Source organism: Nostoc sp. UIC 10890, assembly GCF_054786515.1.
This window is the reverse complement of the sequence record NZ_JBSGKF010000001.1, coordinates 4,667,291-4,683,432: the sequence shown is the minus strand read 5'-3', so window position 1 is coordinate 4,683,432 and position 16,142 is coordinate 4,667,291. Positions and strand designations below refer to the sequence as shown.

General features: G+C 42.9%; 11 protein-coding genes and 1 rRNA gene. 7 read left to right on the top strand and 5 right to left on the bottom strand.

What is annotated here, in order from left to right; all coding sequences use genetic code 11:
• Nucleotides 1–88: 88 nt before the first annotated feature.
• A 16S ribosomal RNA gene (locus ACWATR_RS19430) occupies nucleotides 89–1,577 on the bottom strand.
• Nucleotides 1,578–1,891: 314 nt separating this feature from the next.
• On the opposite strand from ACWATR_RS19430, the gene glyQ reads away from it, so the two are divergent.
• The 4 genes from glyQ to ACWATR_RS19410 all read left to right on the top strand — a co-directional run bounded on the left by glyQ (nucleotide 1,892) and on the right by ACWATR_RS19410 (nucleotide 7,514).
• The gene (gene glyQ / locus ACWATR_RS19425) at nucleotides 1,892–2,791 is read left to right on the top strand and encodes a glycine--tRNA ligase subunit alpha (protein ID WP_460335831.1); all 900 of its coding nucleotides are present in this window, start codon (nucleotides 1,892–1,894) and stop codon (nucleotides 2,789–2,791) included.
• Nucleotides 2,792–3,283: 492 nt separating this feature from the next.
• Entirely contained in the window at nucleotides 3,284–5,638 is a 2,355-nt protein-coding gene (locus ACWATR_RS19420; protein ID WP_460335828.1) for a ComEC/Rec2 family competence protein, read from the top strand.
• A 42-nt stretch (nucleotides 5,639–5,680) separates the two neighbouring features.
• Nucleotides 5,681–6,151, top strand: a complete 471-nt coding sequence (locus ACWATR_RS19415; RefSeq protein WP_460335825.1) for an NADAR family protein — start codon at nucleotides 5,681–5,683, stop codon at nucleotides 6,149–6,151.
• A 262-nt stretch (nucleotides 6,152–6,413) separates the two neighbouring features.
• The gene (locus ACWATR_RS19410; RefSeq protein ID WP_069074244.1) at nucleotides 6,414–7,514 is read left to right on the top strand and encodes a tetratricopeptide repeat protein; all 1,101 of its coding nucleotides are present in this window, start codon (nucleotides 6,414–6,416) and stop codon (nucleotides 7,512–7,514) included.
• Nucleotides 7,515–7,555: 41 nt separating this feature from the next.
• On the opposite strand, the gene ACWATR_RS19405 is transcribed toward ACWATR_RS19410, so the two are convergent.
• The gene (locus ACWATR_RS19405) at nucleotides 7,556–8,242 is read right to left on the bottom strand and encodes a phosphoribosyltransferase (protein WP_460335821.1); all 687 of its coding nucleotides are present in this window, start codon (nucleotides 8,240–8,242) and stop codon (nucleotides 7,556–7,558) included.
• 192 nt (nucleotides 8,243–8,434) lie between these two features.
• Between ACWATR_RS19405 and ACWATR_RS19400 the strand changes: the two genes are divergently transcribed.
• Entirely contained in the window at nucleotides 8,435–9,115 is a 681-nt protein-coding gene (locus ACWATR_RS19400; RefSeq protein WP_460335818.1) for a uracil-DNA glycosylase, read from the top strand.
• A gap of 98 nt (nucleotides 9,116–9,213) precedes the next feature.
• On the opposite strand, the gene ACWATR_RS19395 is transcribed toward ACWATR_RS19400, so the two are convergent.
• The 3 genes from ACWATR_RS19395 to hetZ all read right to left on the bottom strand — a co-directional run bounded on the left by ACWATR_RS19395 (nucleotide 9,214) and on the right by hetZ (nucleotide 14,023).
• Complete coding sequence (locus tag ACWATR_RS19395) at nucleotides 9,214–11,517, bottom strand: transglutaminase TgpA family protein (protein WP_460335815.1); 2,304 nt, start codon at nucleotides 11,515–11,517, stop codon at nucleotides 9,214–9,216.
• Nucleotides 11,518–11,847: 330 nt separating this feature from the next.
• Nucleotides 11,848–12,825, bottom strand: a complete 978-nt coding sequence (locus ACWATR_RS19390) for a PatU (RefSeq protein ID WP_069074248.1) — start codon at nucleotides 12,823–12,825, stop codon at nucleotides 11,848–11,850.
• Nucleotides 12,818–14,023, bottom strand: coding sequence for a heterocyst differentiation protein HetZ (gene hetZ, locus ACWATR_RS19385; protein ID WP_460335812.1), 1,206 nt, complete (start codon nucleotides 14,021–14,023; stop codon nucleotides 12,818–12,820). The genes ACWATR_RS19390 and hetZ overlap by 8 nt, the downstream gene beginning before the upstream one ends.
• 204 nt (nucleotides 14,024–14,227) lie before the next feature.
• Here hetZ and ACWATR_RS19380 point away from each other — a divergent pair, with 204 nt between their 5' ends.
• Both ACWATR_RS19380 and hpsJ-B read left to right on the top strand, forming a co-directional pair.
• Nucleotides 14,228–14,701 carry a hypothetical protein gene (locus tag ACWATR_RS19380; protein WP_460335809.1) on the top strand — a complete coding sequence of 158 codons (474 nt, stop codon included), beginning with the start codon at nucleotides 14,228–14,230 and terminating at the stop codon, nucleotides 14,699–14,701.
• A 519-nt stretch (nucleotides 14,702–15,220) separates the two neighbouring features.
• Complete coding sequence (gene hpsJ-B, locus ACWATR_RS19375; RefSeq protein ID WP_460335806.1) at nucleotides 15,221–16,063, top strand: hormogonium polysaccharide biosynthesis protein HpsJ; 843 nt, start codon at nucleotides 15,221–15,223, stop codon at nucleotides 16,061–16,063.
• Nucleotides 16,064–16,142: the final 79 nt, after the last annotated feature.

Sequence of the window (16,142 nt, the reverse complement as noted above, 5' to 3'; positions counted from 1 at the left end):
AAATGTCTGCGACCGACCTAGGTTAGACCAACTTACTATCTATATAGCTGTATGCTTTTCGATATGTAAGGGGTATAGGTCTCCCTAAAAAGGAGGTGATCCAGCCACACCTTCCGGTACGGCTACCTTGTTACGACTTCACCCCAGTCACCAGTCCTGCCTTAGGCATCCTCCCCCCCGAAAGGTTGGAGTAATGACTTCGGGCACTACCAGCTTCCATGGTGTGACGGGCGGTGTGTACAAGGCCCGGGAACGAATTCACTGCAGTATGCTGACCTGCAATTACTAGCGATTCCTCCTTCACGCAGGCGAGTTGCAGCCTGCGATCTGAACTGAGCTCCGGTTTACGGGATTTGCTTGCATTCGCATGCTTGCTGCCCTCTGTCCGGAGCATTGTAGTACGTGTGTAGCCCAAGGCGTAAGGGGCATGCTGACTTGACGTCATCCCCACCTTCCTCCGGTTTGTCACCGGCAGTCTCTCTAGAGTGCCCAACTTAATGCTGGCAACTAAAAACGAGGGTTGCGCTCGTTGCGGGACTTAACCCAACATCTCACGACACGAGCTGACGACAGCCATGCACCACCTGTGTTCGCGCTCCCGAAGGCACTCCCAGCTTTCACCAGGATTCGCGACATGTCAAGCCTTGGTAAGGTTCTTCGCGTTGCATCGAATTAAACCACATACTCCACCGCTTGTGCGGGCCCCCGTCAATTCCTTTGAGTTTCACCGTTGCCGGCGTACTCCCCAGGCGGGATACTTAACGCGTTAGCTACGGCACGGCTCGGGTCGATACAAGCCACGCCTAGTATCCATCGTTTACGGCTAGGACTACTGGGGTATCTAATCCCATTCGCTCCCCTAGCTTTCGTCCCTCAGTGTCAGTTGCGGCCTAGCAGAGCGCCTTCGCCACCGGTGTTCTTCCTGATCTCTACGCATTTCACCGCTACACCAGGAATTCCCTCTGCCCCGAACGCACTCTAGCCATGTAGTTTCCACTGCTCTTATCTAGTTGAGCTAGACTCTTTAACAGCAGACTTACATAGCCACCTGCGGACGCTTTACGCCCAATCATTCCGGATAACGCTTGCATCCTCCGTATTACCGCGGCTGCTGGCACGGAGTTAGCCGATGCTTATTCCTCAGGTACCGTCATTGTGTTCTTCCCTGAGAAAAGAGGTTTACGACCCAAGAGCCTTCCTCCCTCACGCGGTATTGCTCCGTCAGGCTTTCGCCCATTGCGGAAAATTCCCCACTGCTGCCTCCCGTAGGAGTCTGGGCCGTGTCTCAGTCCCAGTGTGGCTGATCGTCCTCTCAGACCAGCTACTGATCGTCGCCTAGGTAGTCCTTTACACTACCTACTAGCTAATCAGACGCGAGCTCATCTTCAGGCAGTTAACCTTTCACCTTGCGGCACATCCGGTATTAGCCACCGTTTCCAGTGGTTGTCCCAGACCTGAAGGCAGATTCTCACGCGTTACTCACCCGTCCGCCACTAAATCCGAAGATTTCGTTCGACTTGCATGTGTTAAGCATACCGCCAGCGTTCATCCTGAGCCAGGATCAAACTCTCCGTTTTGTATTGGAAAGCTCTATAGCTCAATTAGCTGCTCTTTTAAAACTTCAGCTTAGTTCTCTTTATTTGCTTGACGCAGGCCACTTGTTGTATAATGGCTTTCAAACTATAATATTTTCAAGGTTCGGTGTCCTTCTGGCGTCGCTCTTTCGCGCTCCGCTTCAGGCACTTATTCAATATAGCGAACCTAATTCATTGTGTCAACTACTTTTTCCAAAATATTTTGGGATTGTTTCTTCGTCTCCTGAAACTATCTACAGTGTTGGGTTGTAGGCAACAATGGTTTATGCACTGTGTTAAGTAGAGAAGGAGGAAGCGTGAATTTTCAGTCAGTAATAGGTTTATTGCATCAGTTTTGGGGCGATCGCGGTTGTCTCATTGCCCAGCCCTACGATATTGAGAAGGGGGCTGGTACTAAGAATCCCCATACATTTTTAAGAGCATTGGGGCCAGAACCGTGGGCTGTTGCCTACATTGAACCCTGTCGTCGTCCTACAGATGGGCGCTACGGCGAAAATCCAAATCGTTTTCAACACTATTATCAGTACCAAGTTCTGATTAAGCCATCACCAGATAATATTCAAGAGATATATCTGGATTCCTTGAGGGCTTTAGGCATTCGTCCTGAAGACCACGATGTTAGGTTTGTGGAGGATAACTGGGAAGATGCAACGGTAGGAGCTTGGGGCACTGGGTGGGAAGTATGGTTAGATGGGATGGAAGTTACTCAATTTACCTACTTCCAACAGTGTGGAGGAATTGATTGCCGCCCGGTGTCGATTGAGATCACATACGGCTTAGAGCGGCTGACAATGTATCTCCAGCAAGTAGAAGCATTTACAAAGATTCAGTGGACAGACAACATTACTTATGGAGATGTTTTCCTGCAAAGTGAGATTGAGCAGTCTACTTATAACTTTGAAGCGTCGAATCCTGAGTTGCTACTGACGCTGTTTAGTTTGTATGAGCAGGAAGCTACCCAATTGACGGAGCGAGGATTGGTCTTGCCTAGCTTAGATTATGTAATGAAGTGTTCACACACGTTCAATCTGTTGGATGCTAGAGGTGTGATTTCGGTGACGGAGAGAACTCGCTATATTGCCAGAATTCGGCATTTGGCTAGGAAGGTAGCTCATTTATATGTTGAGCAAAGGGAAAAGTTAGGTTTTCCGTTGCTCAAAGATACTATGAGTTCAACAGGAAACCCAAGATCCTAAAGGGTGCGGCTACGCGAACCAAGTACAGCTTTGTGTGAAAGCATAGCGTTTTTAAACTCAGGGAAGGCAAAGTACGCAGAGTCTTGCCAAATTTAATTTGCTACGACTTTGTGTTCTGTTTATCCGTGCTGTGCTGAGGTTTAAGCTAGATATATCTTTAATAATTTGGCTTTTGCTAAAAGACAGAAATACGGTTAAATATTGAGTCTAGAACATTAAAGCTATAAGGATAAGGCCCGCCTGTGCGGGCTTTGTTTGTATAAACTTGATGGACTATACTTCACCAGAAGCATAAAAAATTTTCGCTGTTGCTAATTAAAGAGATGAAAAGCTCACCCAGAGACGCTTGAAGCGCAGATAATAAGAGTTTGGAATATTTTATTTTTGAATTTTATAGCCAAATTCAGAAATGCCGATTTTTCTCTATTGCTACCCTAACTATTTTTAAATCAGCGGCAAGTTCAGGTTTTCAGGCGCTTTTACAAAAATCTTATGATTCAAACTAGTGGTGTAATTATTTGTCTTGGCTACATTTTTGGGTTGCTGTTTACAGCAGTTCCTTGGGGTGGTGTGTGGATTTTGGTTCTGGGGATAGTAGGAGCAGTTATCTTTAGAAGACGCACTATCCTACGGCAATTTGCTCAGAAAGCAGAAAATGCTGGAAGTAAAAATAAGGCAGTGCCTAACACTTGGCAAACTATTCCCCATCCTCGAATATGGCTAGCTGCTGGCTTGGTGGGATTATTGGCAACTCTATATTTTCAATGGCGAGTGCCGCAACCAGGTGAAAAAGATATTAGTCAGTTCGTCCCGCCTGGAAATAGCAGTAATCAAGAACAACTTGTGATTATTCGCGGTGAAGTGGCGAGTAATCCTCGCTTAACTCGCAGTCAGCGAGGACAATTTTGGCTGGAAGCGACTCAGCTAGATGAGGTTAAAAATGAAAAAGGTTCCGCAGGTGTTCCAAAAGGGGTGACAGGCAAATTGTATGTGACAGTGCCTATACTTCAAGCTACTGGGTTATACCCTAGTCAACAAATCGCTGTGACTGGTATTTTGTACAAACCAAAAGCAGCTTCCAATCCTGGTGGTTTCGATTTTCAGAAGTTTCTTAAGCAGGAAGGAACGTTTGCTGGTTTGATTGGGCGACAAATAAATGTTTTAGAGCAGGAACGGAAATGGGGATGGTGGCAAATTCGGGAGCGAATTGTGCGATCGCAAGTTCGTTGGTTGGGTGTCCCTGAAGGCCCTCTTGTCAGTGCAATGGTTTTAGGTAGCAAAGCTGTTGATTTACCCTACGATATCCGCGACTTGTTTGTACAAGCCGGATTAGCTCATGCTTTGGCAGCTTCCGGGTTCCAAACTTCTTTGATTTTGAGTGTGATCTTACAATTAACAAGGCGGGCAAAAAAAGGAACGCAATTTACCCTTGGCTTTTTGGCTTTAATAATTTTTCTGAGTTTAACAGGTTTTCAACCAGCAGTACTCAGAGCGGTAATTATGGGTTTTGCGGCATTAGTAGGGCTGCTATTAAAAAGGAAGGTAAAACAGTTGGGTTCGCTACTATTAGCGGCAACTCTGTTATTAGTGTTTAATCCTTTATGGATTTGGGATTTAGGGTTTCAATTGAGTTTTTTAGCAACGCTGGGATTAGTCGTAACAGTACCCGCATTAGTCAATCGTCTAGCATGGCTACCTCCTGCGATCGCTTCTTTGATTGCCGTTCCCCTAGCTGCAACTATTTGGACTTTACCTGTGCAACTTTTTGTCTTTGGGGTTGTACCATCCTACAGTTTATTACTAAATATTCTTAGTACTCCCCTAGTTTCAATCATTAGTATAGGTGGCATCATTAGTGCCATAACAGCATTAATCTGGACTCAGGCAGGAAGCTTTTTAGCTACTGTGTTGCATTACCCGACTGATTGGCTAATTAAACTAGTGGAATTTTTTAGCAAGCTGCCAGGAAATTCTGTGGCTGTAGGTAGTATATCTACTTGGCAGCTTCTGACAATTTATTTACTGATTCTAATGGTTTGGCTAGTGCCGTGGTGGCAGCGGCGGTGGTGGTTTGCTAATGTAATTGCAATTGGTTTAGTATTCATCCCCCTTTGGCATTCTACAAATACATTGTTTAGGATAACGGTATTAGAATCTGGTACGGAACCAATTGTAATAGTTCAAGATCGAGGTACTGTAACTGTAATTAATAGTGGTGATGAAGGTACAGGACGTTTCACAGTCCTACCGTTTTTACAACAGCAGGGCGTCAATCAAATTAATTGGGCGATCGCAACTGATTTTCAAGGCAATGAAAGTAATGCTTGGTTTGAATTAATGCGACGTTTGCCAATCAAAAACTTTTATGAATATTCCCCCAAATCAGAAAATGCTATTACAATTCAGGCAATTCAACAAGAACTACAAAAAAATCAAGGAGTTTATCAACCTTTGGCTGTTGGTCAAGCTGTGAAAGCTGGTTCGATAGTAGCACAATTAATTAATGACCAATTACCCATCTTACAATTGCAAATTTTAGATCAGAATTGGTTATTAGTAGGTAATGTTAAGTCTAAAGAGGTTCAACAACTAGTTAAAAATGGAAGTCTGCCTCGCCCACAAGTACTTTGGTGTGCCCCTGAATCCTTGAAAGATTTAGTTATTGCTCTGCAACCACAAGTAGCGATCGCTTCTTCTGCAAGTTTTGATCCAAAAGCTTTATCTGAACTTAATCAAAGTAAAACAAAACTGTTCTTTACAGGACGAGATGGAGCTATTCAATGGACACCTAATGGTCAATTTGAAGCGTTTATTGAAGCAACAGAGAATAAATCATCTGTTTTATAAAAAGCTCACAAATTCAGTAAATTAAAACTGGTATCAAATTCTATGACAATCTATTTTTATAGCACTCGTGAAGAATATGGCTGTTTCTCTAACTTTTCGCCCCACGGCTTTGAATTAGATGAATTGTATTGGTCAACTAGCGAACACTACTTTCAAGCACAAAAGTTTGTGGGTACACTTCATGTAGAACAAATCCGTCTAGTTAAAACACCTAAAGATGCGGCAAAAATGGGACGTGAGAGAACCCGTCCCCTACGTCAAGATTGGGAACAAGTTAAAGATGACATTATGCGGCAAGCTGTGCTGTGTAAATTTCAAACCCATACAGATATTAGGGATATCTTACTTTCCACAGGCAATGCAGAAATTGTTGAAAACTCACCAATCGATTTTTACTGGGGTTGCGGATCTGATGGTAGTGGTAAAAATATGCTAGGAAAAATTTTAATGGAGGTACGCGAGATCCTACACCATACATACAATACAGATGTTGATAATAAAAATGTTAAATAATATTATTGCTATGAATATTTGCACCAGTATCGATTTCTAGAATCTAAATTGAAGAAGAGAGATAATTAAAGGTATAAAACTAAGATTACTAGGCTTAAATATTTAGTAGTCTATTGCTATAAAAAATATTTTTATTAGCGATCGCTTCATTGATAAACTCTTATCCATACTAAACTTAGGCTGTGGTAAACCAGTCTGATGAAAGATACATCCTGGTTTTGGGAACACTAAATTTATCACCAGACTTAATAGGAAGGGGTTGATGCCTAAAGGTGCATGGAATGATAGATCGAAAAATACAGTTCCCCTGCAATTACCCATAACATACCTAAAACCAGTGAAGCGTAATACGATTACCCATGAATTTGACTCTGGTTCACAAGCAGAAATACTACCTCCACAGGAAAGTGATGACCATTCATCGGAAGCGTCAAACCTACTAAGGCAAGGAATTCAACAGCAGCAAGCTGGTGAATTAATAGTGGCGATGAAGTCTTTACAACAATCTTTGGAGCTATTTCAAGCAGTTGGGGATTTGCAAAAACAGGCACAGGTGCTTTCTTTTTTAGCACTGGTAACTTACAGCGCTGGAGACTACAAAGGTGCTATTTCGTACTCCCAACAGTGTTTGTCTTTGCTCAATAACACCTCAGATTTAGCAGTGCAAATGCAAGCACTTTCCCATCTAGGCAATGCATACCGCCACCTGAATGAACATAAAAAGGCAATTGAGTTTCTGGAAAAGTGTTTAAAAATAACGAAGCAGCTGCAAGACAAACGGAGTCAAGTGGCAGCACTGAATAATTTGGGATTGGTATATAAAGCTTTGGGCAATTTTACACAGGCCATTGAGTATCAGCAGCAAAGCCTAGAGATTGTGCGGGAACTCAAAGATAACTGGGGTGAGGAACAGGTACTCAAGAATTTAGGTAATGCTTGGTATGCTTTGGACAATTACCCAAAAGCGATCGCTTATTATGAGCAGTGTGTATTACTAGCACGCTCCTTAAAAAATGTTCGCAGTGCTTCTCAGGTATTAAAAAATCTGGGAAATGCTTGTTATGCCTTAGGTGATTATGCTAAAGCCATTAAGTATTATGAAGATCGTTTGCAATTAGCCAAAGAAATTCAGGATAAGCGTAGCGAGGAACAATCTTTAGGTAGTTTAGGAGTTGCTTGTGAAGCTTTAGGTGACTATAACAAAGCAATTACATATTATGAAGAACGTTTAGTGTTAGCTAGGAATCTCAAAGACCGCCGCAGTGAAGAACAAGCTCTTGCCAGTCTGAGAGTCGCTTGCTACGCCTTGGGTGATTATGCCAAAGCTATGCAATACCAACAGGGAACATCTTTAAATAGTTAAAAAACAGAGATAGAGAAACAATTCAAAATTAATCGCACAGATCAATGTCTCTCGTTGTCTTTATGTTGCTGGAGATATAAGAGAACTTCTAATGTATCTACTTGGGGAAATTCGACATAAAAGTTACTCACACTCCGGAAGGGTTCTGGTGTTTCCAAGACTATTGTGCGATCGCCCCACTGTTCTAACCAGGGTAGCAATTTTTGTGGCGCTACTGGAGTACATAGCCAAACTGCTGCTGAAGAAAGCGTTTTGAGAGCAGTTGCCGCTACCGCTATTGTCATACCTGTAGCAATGCCATCATCAACTAAAATAAGTGTTGCATCCTGTGTATTCACTTGGGGACAAGCAGAAATTAATTGAGCCTCAAGAAACTTAGCTTGATTGATCGCTTTATTTAAAGCCATTTCCCGCCACCGCCCATCATGTTTAAAACGAAATAGCTTTTGATCAGTCCAAATAACATTTCCAGAAGTAGTCACTGCACCAATTGCTAACTCTGGGTTTTCTGGATGGCTAATCTTTTTTGCTACGAGGATTGTCAACGGACAATTCAAAAGACGTGCTATTGGTGCTGCTACTGGTATACCCCCTCTGGGCAAAGCATAAACAATTGGTACAGGCTTTACCCCAGAATCAATAGTTTGCTGAGTCAAAACATCATGGATTACTCGCGCTAATATCTCACCTGCATGGGTGCGATCAGCAAAAAGTGGGGTATGTGACATGGTTTTCCCCAGCATCTTAGGACGGCATTGCTTTTATCATGACTGAATTTTGTCTCAAATTAACTGATACAATAAGATTTGTATAAATAATTAAGTATTCAGCGATAGTCTATTTATTCTGATAAATCTCTAACCAGAGCGAGTATTTAACTCAGATAAACAGCTGGCGCTGATGCCAAAATCCTGATTTTCATGAGCAGCGAAACCCAACTCAGCCTCTTCGACGACTCAAGCTTTGACCAACGAGAACTGATTCCTACAGACGCGAAAATTGCGATCGCTCCGGGAACTTATTCTGGAATCACAGAGTTGACACAGGATTGCGATCGCTGCCACCGTTGTCCATTAGGGGACACTCGGACTCATGCGGTTGTCGGACGCGGTAATCTCAAAGCCCCAATTATGGTTATAGGAGAAGCGCCTGGTCAAAATGAAGATGAAACGGGTTTACCATTTGTGGGCAGATCAGGGCAGTTGTTGGAGAAAATTTTGGCATCAGTGAATCTGACTACTGATCATGATGTATACATTGCCAATATCAACAAATGTCGCCCACCAGATAATAGAGTTCCTACTCCTGTAGAAGTAGCGGCTTGTTTACCCTACTTACTAGAACAAATTCGCTTAGTTGACCCCAAAATAATTTTGTTAACAGGTGCAACTGCTGTCAAAGGTATCACTGGCGATAAACGAGGGATTACGAAAATTCGCGGTCAGTGGCTAGAGTGGGAAGGGCGGTTATGTATGCCAATTTTTCATCCTTCCTACTTGCTGCGTAACCCTTCTAAAGAAAGGGGTGCGCCGAAATGGTTGATGTGGCAGGATATCCAGGCTGTGCGTGCCAAGTTAGACGAAATCCAAAATAATAGCTAGTTTGCATCTTACTCGTTCTCGCTTGTTGGCTCAACAACAATATTAAGGTCGTGTTGAGAGAATAGTTTACTCTATCTACTTTTATACTAAGTCTTTAATTACTTCGCAGTCTTTTTCAAACCTTGCCATTTTTCTCGCAATCGCTTCAAGTTAGGCGTATGACCACCATAACGCCAGCCAACATAGGCTTGGCTAATCTCATCTATTACCTCAGCAGTTGCAGGGGCGTGATGTTGGTATGAGACTCTGGCATATTCCAAAGGTGTTTGTGCTGGATGCTTACCCAAACCTTTTTGGGTTGTCCATTGCAGCATTTGTTGATACAGGCTTTCCATTGCTGGCAATTTCTTTAACCATCGACGATTGCGCCACTGTCGCCACTGACCCCAGCCCAGCCAAGCGAAGAAAGCCGTTGTAGTACCCACAATTAAGCCAGTTAATACGCCAAACCAACCTTGAGAAAATAAAGCGATAAACCAAGCGATCGCTCTAATCACCCACCTAAATATTGTCTCAAATACATTATTCAACAAACCTGTCACCGGAGAAGGCAACCACCCAGCAACCCAGTGCCACAATTGGCGCAGAACACTAAAAGTCTGAGTGTCTTCAATAGATGGCGGAATCAGGGGATGATTGGGAATGGGGTCAAAGGCAAACCAACCATATTTAGGAAAATACACTTCCGTCATCGCATAAGCGTCAGTATTACGGACAATATACAGCCCTGTAAATGGATTAAACTGTCCAGGACTAAATCCCGCTACTAATCGTGCTGGAATACCAATAGAACGCAGCATCACCGTGAGAACTGTCGAAAAGTGGTCTGGATAGCCTCCTTTATACTTGAACAAAAAAGCCTCTACCAAGTCTTCTTTTTCGCTTAAATAAGGCAGTTCTAAGGGATTTTGCGGTACAGAGTAGTTTTGCTTGAGGTATTGAGCTAAGTAGAGAGCCTTTTCATAGGGTGAATCTAGGCTTTTAGAAGACTTTGCGACTCGTTCACGATTGTAGTTGGCGAGGATTTCTTCGGTGCGTTGACGGACTTTTTCAGAAATTTCGGGAGGAATTTGCAGATAATGCTTCTTAATCTGTTGCGGATATTTTGTAGAAGCTTGACCTAATAAAGTGCGATCGCGGTATGGTACTTCGGAAATTACAGTGTAGGTTAGTCCTTCTGATAATTCCACAGGCGATCGCAATCCGTCTTCTTTATCAACTGCGATCATCGGTGTGGGAAAGTAAATCTCTTTGGGATAAGCCATCGTTGGAATTAGGTTAGGCAAATCCGCTACTACTGTATAAGTTTGTACGATCTCCTGGGTTTTAGTAGTAATCAGAGGTGGGGGAAGAAAAATTTGGTAAGACCAAGGCGATCGCCTAATAGTCGTAACATCTTCATTCCGAGAAACTTCCCATCCCTTACCTGTATAACGGTCAAATCCTAGCACCCGCCAAAAACCCTCAGCTTGCGATCGCACCCGCATCACAACTTTAGGTTTCATCTCGCCACGCAAGTTTTGATTAATTTGGCTATTAAAACCGTAATAAAAGTTATTATCTACTTTTCCTGGTTGACCAGCTTGGTTTTGCCCTGTACCACCGCTACCACCGCCTTGACCATTACCATTGCCTTCGCGGACATAACCGGGATTAATAATACTACGTCCTGTGAAATTACCTTTTACTTGAATAGCAGAACTTACAGGAAAATTCCGTAATTGATAGCCAGGAAATCTCGGTAAAACAGCAAAAATTGCCAGTCCTAGACCGACAATTAGCAAAAAATTCAGAATTAAAAATTTAAAATTAAGAGTTGAGGAATTATTCTTATTGAATTTTTCCTTTTGAGTTTTTAATGGTTGCAAACCCAAACGTGAGCGGTAATCTAATACTAAAGTTGGTAAAGCGATCGCTAAAAACAACAGCAACACAGGTGCAAATGCTAAAGTCTGACTTAGCGTTGCTGCCACACCCAATAAAATCAGTCCTATAACAATTGAATAGCCCAAATTTTTGCGGCGGGGTGTATCAAAGCTATGCAACACCTGGAGTTGAATTAATAACTCTGCCAAACTCAACCGCGTATCATTTAACTCCCCCACTAATCGCCCAAAGAAAGCACCCAGTGCTACTAGCATTCCAATGGCGATGCAGAACTTAACTGCAACATTGCGATCGCAGCGACGATAGTAACTCCAAATCGCGCCTACTACACTTAAGGGTAATGCCCAAAAACTAAATGAAGTCTCAGCGGCGATATCCGTCGCTACAATTCCCAAAATAACCAACGCTAGCACCAACACCCGCAAGGAAATTGAATCTTCTACTTCTATCAAAAGCGACCCCTGCGGATTTTGTCGCCAAAAATTACCTACAGGGAGACGCCAAAACCGATTCATCCTGGATAAGTTAAACATTTGAGTCTAATGGAAGCAATGATGTAGATGCGACAGACACAATGCTAGGGACGTAATTGGCCACCTTACTACTGTGTCAAAAAAATGATAGATAGGGGGAGATCGGCGAAGCAAGAAGATACGGTGAGAGAGACGTGGAGACACGGAGAAATGATCAAATTTCCCCGTGTCCTTGTGTCTTTGTAATAACTGCTTCTCGTAGACACCCTAATGACCGCTTGTTGAAAAATAGGATGAGCTTCAAAACTAGGAAAATCCTCTTAATATATGTCGGCGTTGGGCGACGTAGTGTGCTAGCGGTGGTAATTTAAACTAAATCGTGGGATTAATGACGAACAACAATGGCTGTTGGTCTATTTCTGGAAACTCAACTTCTAGGGTATAAATTGGGTTAAGTTGCTCGCAGCTTAACTCTACACTTAAGTATTCTGAAGTTGAAGATGTTGCCATTGCTAATGTGCCACTTCCCCGCAGCGTTAAAGTTCCTTTAACGGGTAACTCAGCTTGAACAAGTAACTTTGTAAGTTTACCTAGAGACTGATACTCTACTCTGATGTTCAAAGTACCAACACTGGTTAGCCATTCTCTTTCAACCACTGGACTGGTTGCTGAAAGTGGTAGAGTCAGATTTTCCAGCAGTTGTTTAGCTGCTAGCAACGACAAAGCCATCTGTTGACGCGGTTGTAAATCTGAGTAATCGCTCTGAATAGTGGGCATTGTCTCCAGAGTATTTACAGAGCGATAGGTGCTTCTGAGCACCAGTCCAGCTATGTCATTTAGTGCTTGAGACTCGTTGGGAAAAAAGTTCTCCACCACTTGAACTAATTTTGCCCCCAACGGCACTGAAGATGTCACCAAAGCCTGACACTGTTCTAGCAATTGTTGGAAAACTCTTTCCGGTAAGCGAGTCGGTAAGTTCAACTTTGACTGTTGTACCATCCATCCCCACGTAGGAACGAGTGTCATTGACGGCTCATCAACAAAATCAGGATAATCGATTAATTGTGTTTCCCAGGGAAACAACGGTGGGTGGTCTTGGGCTTGGATTTGTAACCGATGCTTAAGGACGGCTTGAAAACGATCTTGCACAGTAGGAATTTCTCCCAATTGAAAGGCCTGGGGTGTTCCTCCCAATTTTGGCTCACTGCTTTTTGAAGCGGTGGCTTCCTTGAGGAGGTTTTTTACCCCGTCATTTTCCTCACATTCTACCGATTGCTCGTTATTTTTGACATCATCTGTCAATAACCAACCGAGACACTGGTGTTGTAAGGATTCTGAGTCACTATTCATGAGTAGATGCACCTGATCCGGAAACTAATGAGTTACGAATTTCCCAAGCTTGCTCAAGAATCTTAAACCATCGTTTTTGAAGTTGTGCCATTGACAGCCCTAAAGTTTTTGCTATTTTTTCATCAGCTTGTCCTTGTTGCTTCAACTCTAATAAAGACCGTTGCTTATTGTCCAGCTGTGCTGTATATATTTGCCATTGCTGGGGAGTTAAGCCCAAATTGGTGTGCAAAGAGGCTTCCAGCCACTCGTGAACTAATTCCCAACGGTGTAACAATGCAAACCGAATCAAATGATACTTAAAGCGCTGCTGCAAATAATCCCTCTGACGAGGAGTTAAACCCAAAACCGACTCAATTTCCTGTGCTGATAAATCCTGGAGGCGGAGGGAAAAGTAATCAGCGCAGTCAGATTGTTGGCGTTGTTCGAGATAATTCATTAATTCCGTAACGACAACGGAACGCAAGGTGTCTTCTTCGGGTTCGGGTTCGGCTTGCGTCGCCATTGTGGAGCGCAATTGATGCACTGCTGGTTCTTCCCAAGAACCGTCACCTTCATTATTGCTACCTTCTGCGGCTTGTTCTATATCTACACTAGTTTCTGGGGGCTGCTGCTGGGAAAAAGTTTGTGCCCGGAGGATAATTAGCTGCTGCTGACGGCCTGGTAAAGGAATGCGTCGCTTGCCGTAGCGCTCGGTAAATGCCATATACTCGGACAATTCCAAGAGTGTCTGAGGGCGATAAGTAGCACCAAGTTGATTTTCTCGCCGGAAAGCATTCAACGCTTCCAGATAAAAACTCTGGAGAAAATCTTCAATTATGGTCAGCCGCCCTTGATAGCTTAATTGTCTCTGAGGGGGATTAATGTATCGATAAATAATTGCACTCAGAGTACTGTGTAATTCTACCCTGCCCCGATTTGAACCCAACTGATAGTACCTGAGACATTGTTGCAGCCTATGCCGAGCCAGGGTCATTGCCGAGCTTTCTACAGACCCAGAAGCTTGAATGCGTTTGCTTTCATGACAAATCCGGTAGACTTCGGTAGTAATACGTGTTGCTACATCGTGGCAATTTTTTTCCGAAGCTTTCGTTGACTGCTGAAACTCCTTGGACAGGAGTTGAAAGATCACCTCCACGCCTTTAGAATTGTCTCCCAGAATAGTTGCAGATGGAATAGTTGCGGTTGCGGCTGAATTCATAGTCTCGGTTTTCAAAAGACCCTAAGTATTTAAATACAACCTGTACGACTGTGGGTATTGGCTTTTTGAGTTTTACGTATAAGCTAAACGCAGACCAATCCGACATTGAGGATGTGGCTGATTTTATTATTCCCAACTTTGATGGGATTGTTCACACTTTGATAGATGTTATTGCCATTACCCAGGAGCCGTATACAAGTCATTATGGATTTAGAAGCACAAATTCAATTGCTGATTGACAATGCACCCCGCGATGGTATAACACCAAATCTGATTGCAGCAATTGCTCCTGTTCTTAGAGCGATCGCTCAAAAATTACGCTACTCCCAGTACTATATTCTCCAAAGTTCGGAGTCAAGCTGGGTTTTAACTACGTTGAGCAATCGTGCTAATCCAGGATTGGAAAAGCGTGTGATTTACGCTTTCCCTACCATACAGGATGTCTCTCTAATTTCCCCTGCTGGGCTTGACCCTCAAATGCTAGCTAAAATTGTTCCTGTCACCCATATTTTGTTTCAATTGGTGGCATTAGAACCCGTAGATAGTATCGTTTTTTTGGAGACGCCGGGTAAGACCACTCATACCGTTGAAATTCGGCGTTCTGAACTAGAAAAACTCATGCAACAACAGTTGCGACAACAGCGATCGCCTAAACAGATACCCCCTGATATTGCATAGAAAAATTTTGGATGTGAGATTTTTTAAATACAATCCCACATCCAAAATTTTAAATATCAAATTCCTTGAGAAAAGTTTTCTAAGTTCAGGAAAAAAGAATTTTTTTCTTTCCCTTACACCATTCTACTGGCTCAATCTCGGTGAAACCTAAAATTGGTTAATAAACAGTTATCTGTGAACATTTTTTAGTTTTAGTTTTCCAGTAAACCAGAGTTCATTCGTGAAATGTCCTCGATCCACTCAAAAATCAAATATGAGTCTTATATAAGGTAATTCGAGTCATTGATGAGTTTTGCTTTCAGCACTGTATTAAGTCTGTATCTTAAAACACCAGGAATTTTCTGAAGACACTGTACATAACAAATGTTACTGTGGCCTAGTTGAAAACCAAGAGGCAGATAGCCTTTACCAGTATTGAATCTGCTTTGTGTTTCTACACAACAGTCACGGTCATGGGCACAATATTTAAGTAGCTTGAAATATGAAAATCACTCGTATTCACCGCCAGTTTGAAAAACTATGGTTAACCGTTTTACTTCCGTGAGTACTGCCCTCACAGTTAAGGTAGTTGGAATAATCTGCATTTTGTCCTTTTTCGTTGACTTTTTGATTCTATTGTTACCCTTTCAACCGACTGATCGGGTATGGCAAATCAATTTGGCAACAGCGCTAGTTGATCGGGGAATTGTTCCTCTGGTAGGACTAGGGCTTTTGTTTGCAGGGTATTGGTTTGATAGTGCTGATACTGGAAGCGATCGCCCCCAAGGTATCGATTTAAGATTGCCTGCTCTGATCATCTCAAGTATTTTAGGGTTGATGTTCTTGCTGATTTTTCCCCTACACCTCAATAACGTCAATCAAGCTAAGACTCAAACACTCAACCGAATCACCCAAGAAGCAGATCAGGCAGAAACTCAACTGAACACTCGGTTATCGCAATTGCAAGCACAACTGAATACTGAGCAAGGAAAAGCTCAACTAGAGCAGCTGCGAAACCAAACCAAAGCTCAGTTTAGTGAAATCCTCAAAGATGAGCAAAGATATAAGCAAGCACTTGAAAGCGCTCAAATTCCCGCAAACATCAAAGAGTTACTGAAGAAGGCGAAAACAGATCCCCAAGTACTTGAGAAAGCTATCGAGCAACAAACAGATATTCAAACGCTGCAAACTCAACAATTGAGCCAAGTTCGCCAGCGCAGAGACGAAGCACTGCAACAAGCTAAAGATACTGCTTGGAAGTCTGGACTGCGGATTGGGATTAGCAGTTTGCTGTTGTCTATTGGTTACATTATCATCGGCTGGACAGGCTTAAGAGGTAGGGGTGCTGTACAAGGTGGTAAACCTAGAGCTACTGCACGCTAATCCTTTCAGGAGTGGGGAGTAAGGAAGATTAACTTCTAACTCCTAACTCCTAACTCCTAACTTTTAACTTTTAACTATA

Bases quoted from the DNA above. Each gene is read 5' to 3' on its own strand.
- ACWATR_RS19390 (WP_069074248.1), bottom strand. From the start codon at position 12,825: ATGAATAGTGACTCAGAATCCTTACAACACCAGTGTCTCGGTTGGTTA.
- ACWATR_RS19400 (WP_460335818.1), top strand. From the start codon at position 8,435: ATGAGCAGCGAAACCCAACTCAGCCTCTTCGACGACTCAAGCTTTGAC.
- ACWATR_RS19420 (WP_460335828.1), top strand. From the start codon at position 3,284: ATGATTCAAACTAGTGGTGTAATTATTTGTCTTGGCTACATTTTTGGG.
- ACWATR_RS19380 (WP_460335809.1), top strand. From the start codon at position 14,228: ATGGATTTAGAAGCACAAATTCAATTGCTGATTGACAATGCACCCCGC.
- hetZ (WP_460335812.1), bottom strand. From the start codon at position 14,023: ATGAATTCAGCCGCAACCGCAACTATTCCATCTGCAACTATTCTGGGA.
- hpsJ-B (WP_460335806.1), top strand. From the start codon at position 15,221: ATGGTTAACCGTTTTACTTCCGTGAGTACTGCCCTCACAGTTAAGGTA.
- ACWATR_RS19405 (WP_460335821.1), bottom strand. From the start codon at position 8,242: ATGTCACATACCCCACTTTTTGCTGATCGCACCCATGCAGGTGAGATA.
- ACWATR_RS19415 (WP_460335825.1), top strand. From the start codon at position 5,681: ATGACAATCTATTTTTATAGCACTCGTGAAGAATATGGCTGTTTCTCT.
- ACWATR_RS19410 (WP_069074244.1), top strand. From the start codon at position 6,414: ATGCCTAAAGGTGCATGGAATGATAGATCGAAAAATACAGTTCCCCTG.
- ACWATR_RS19395 (WP_460335815.1), bottom strand. From the start codon at position 11,517: ATGAATCGGTTTTGGCGTCTCCCTGTAGGTAATTTTTGGCGACAAAAT.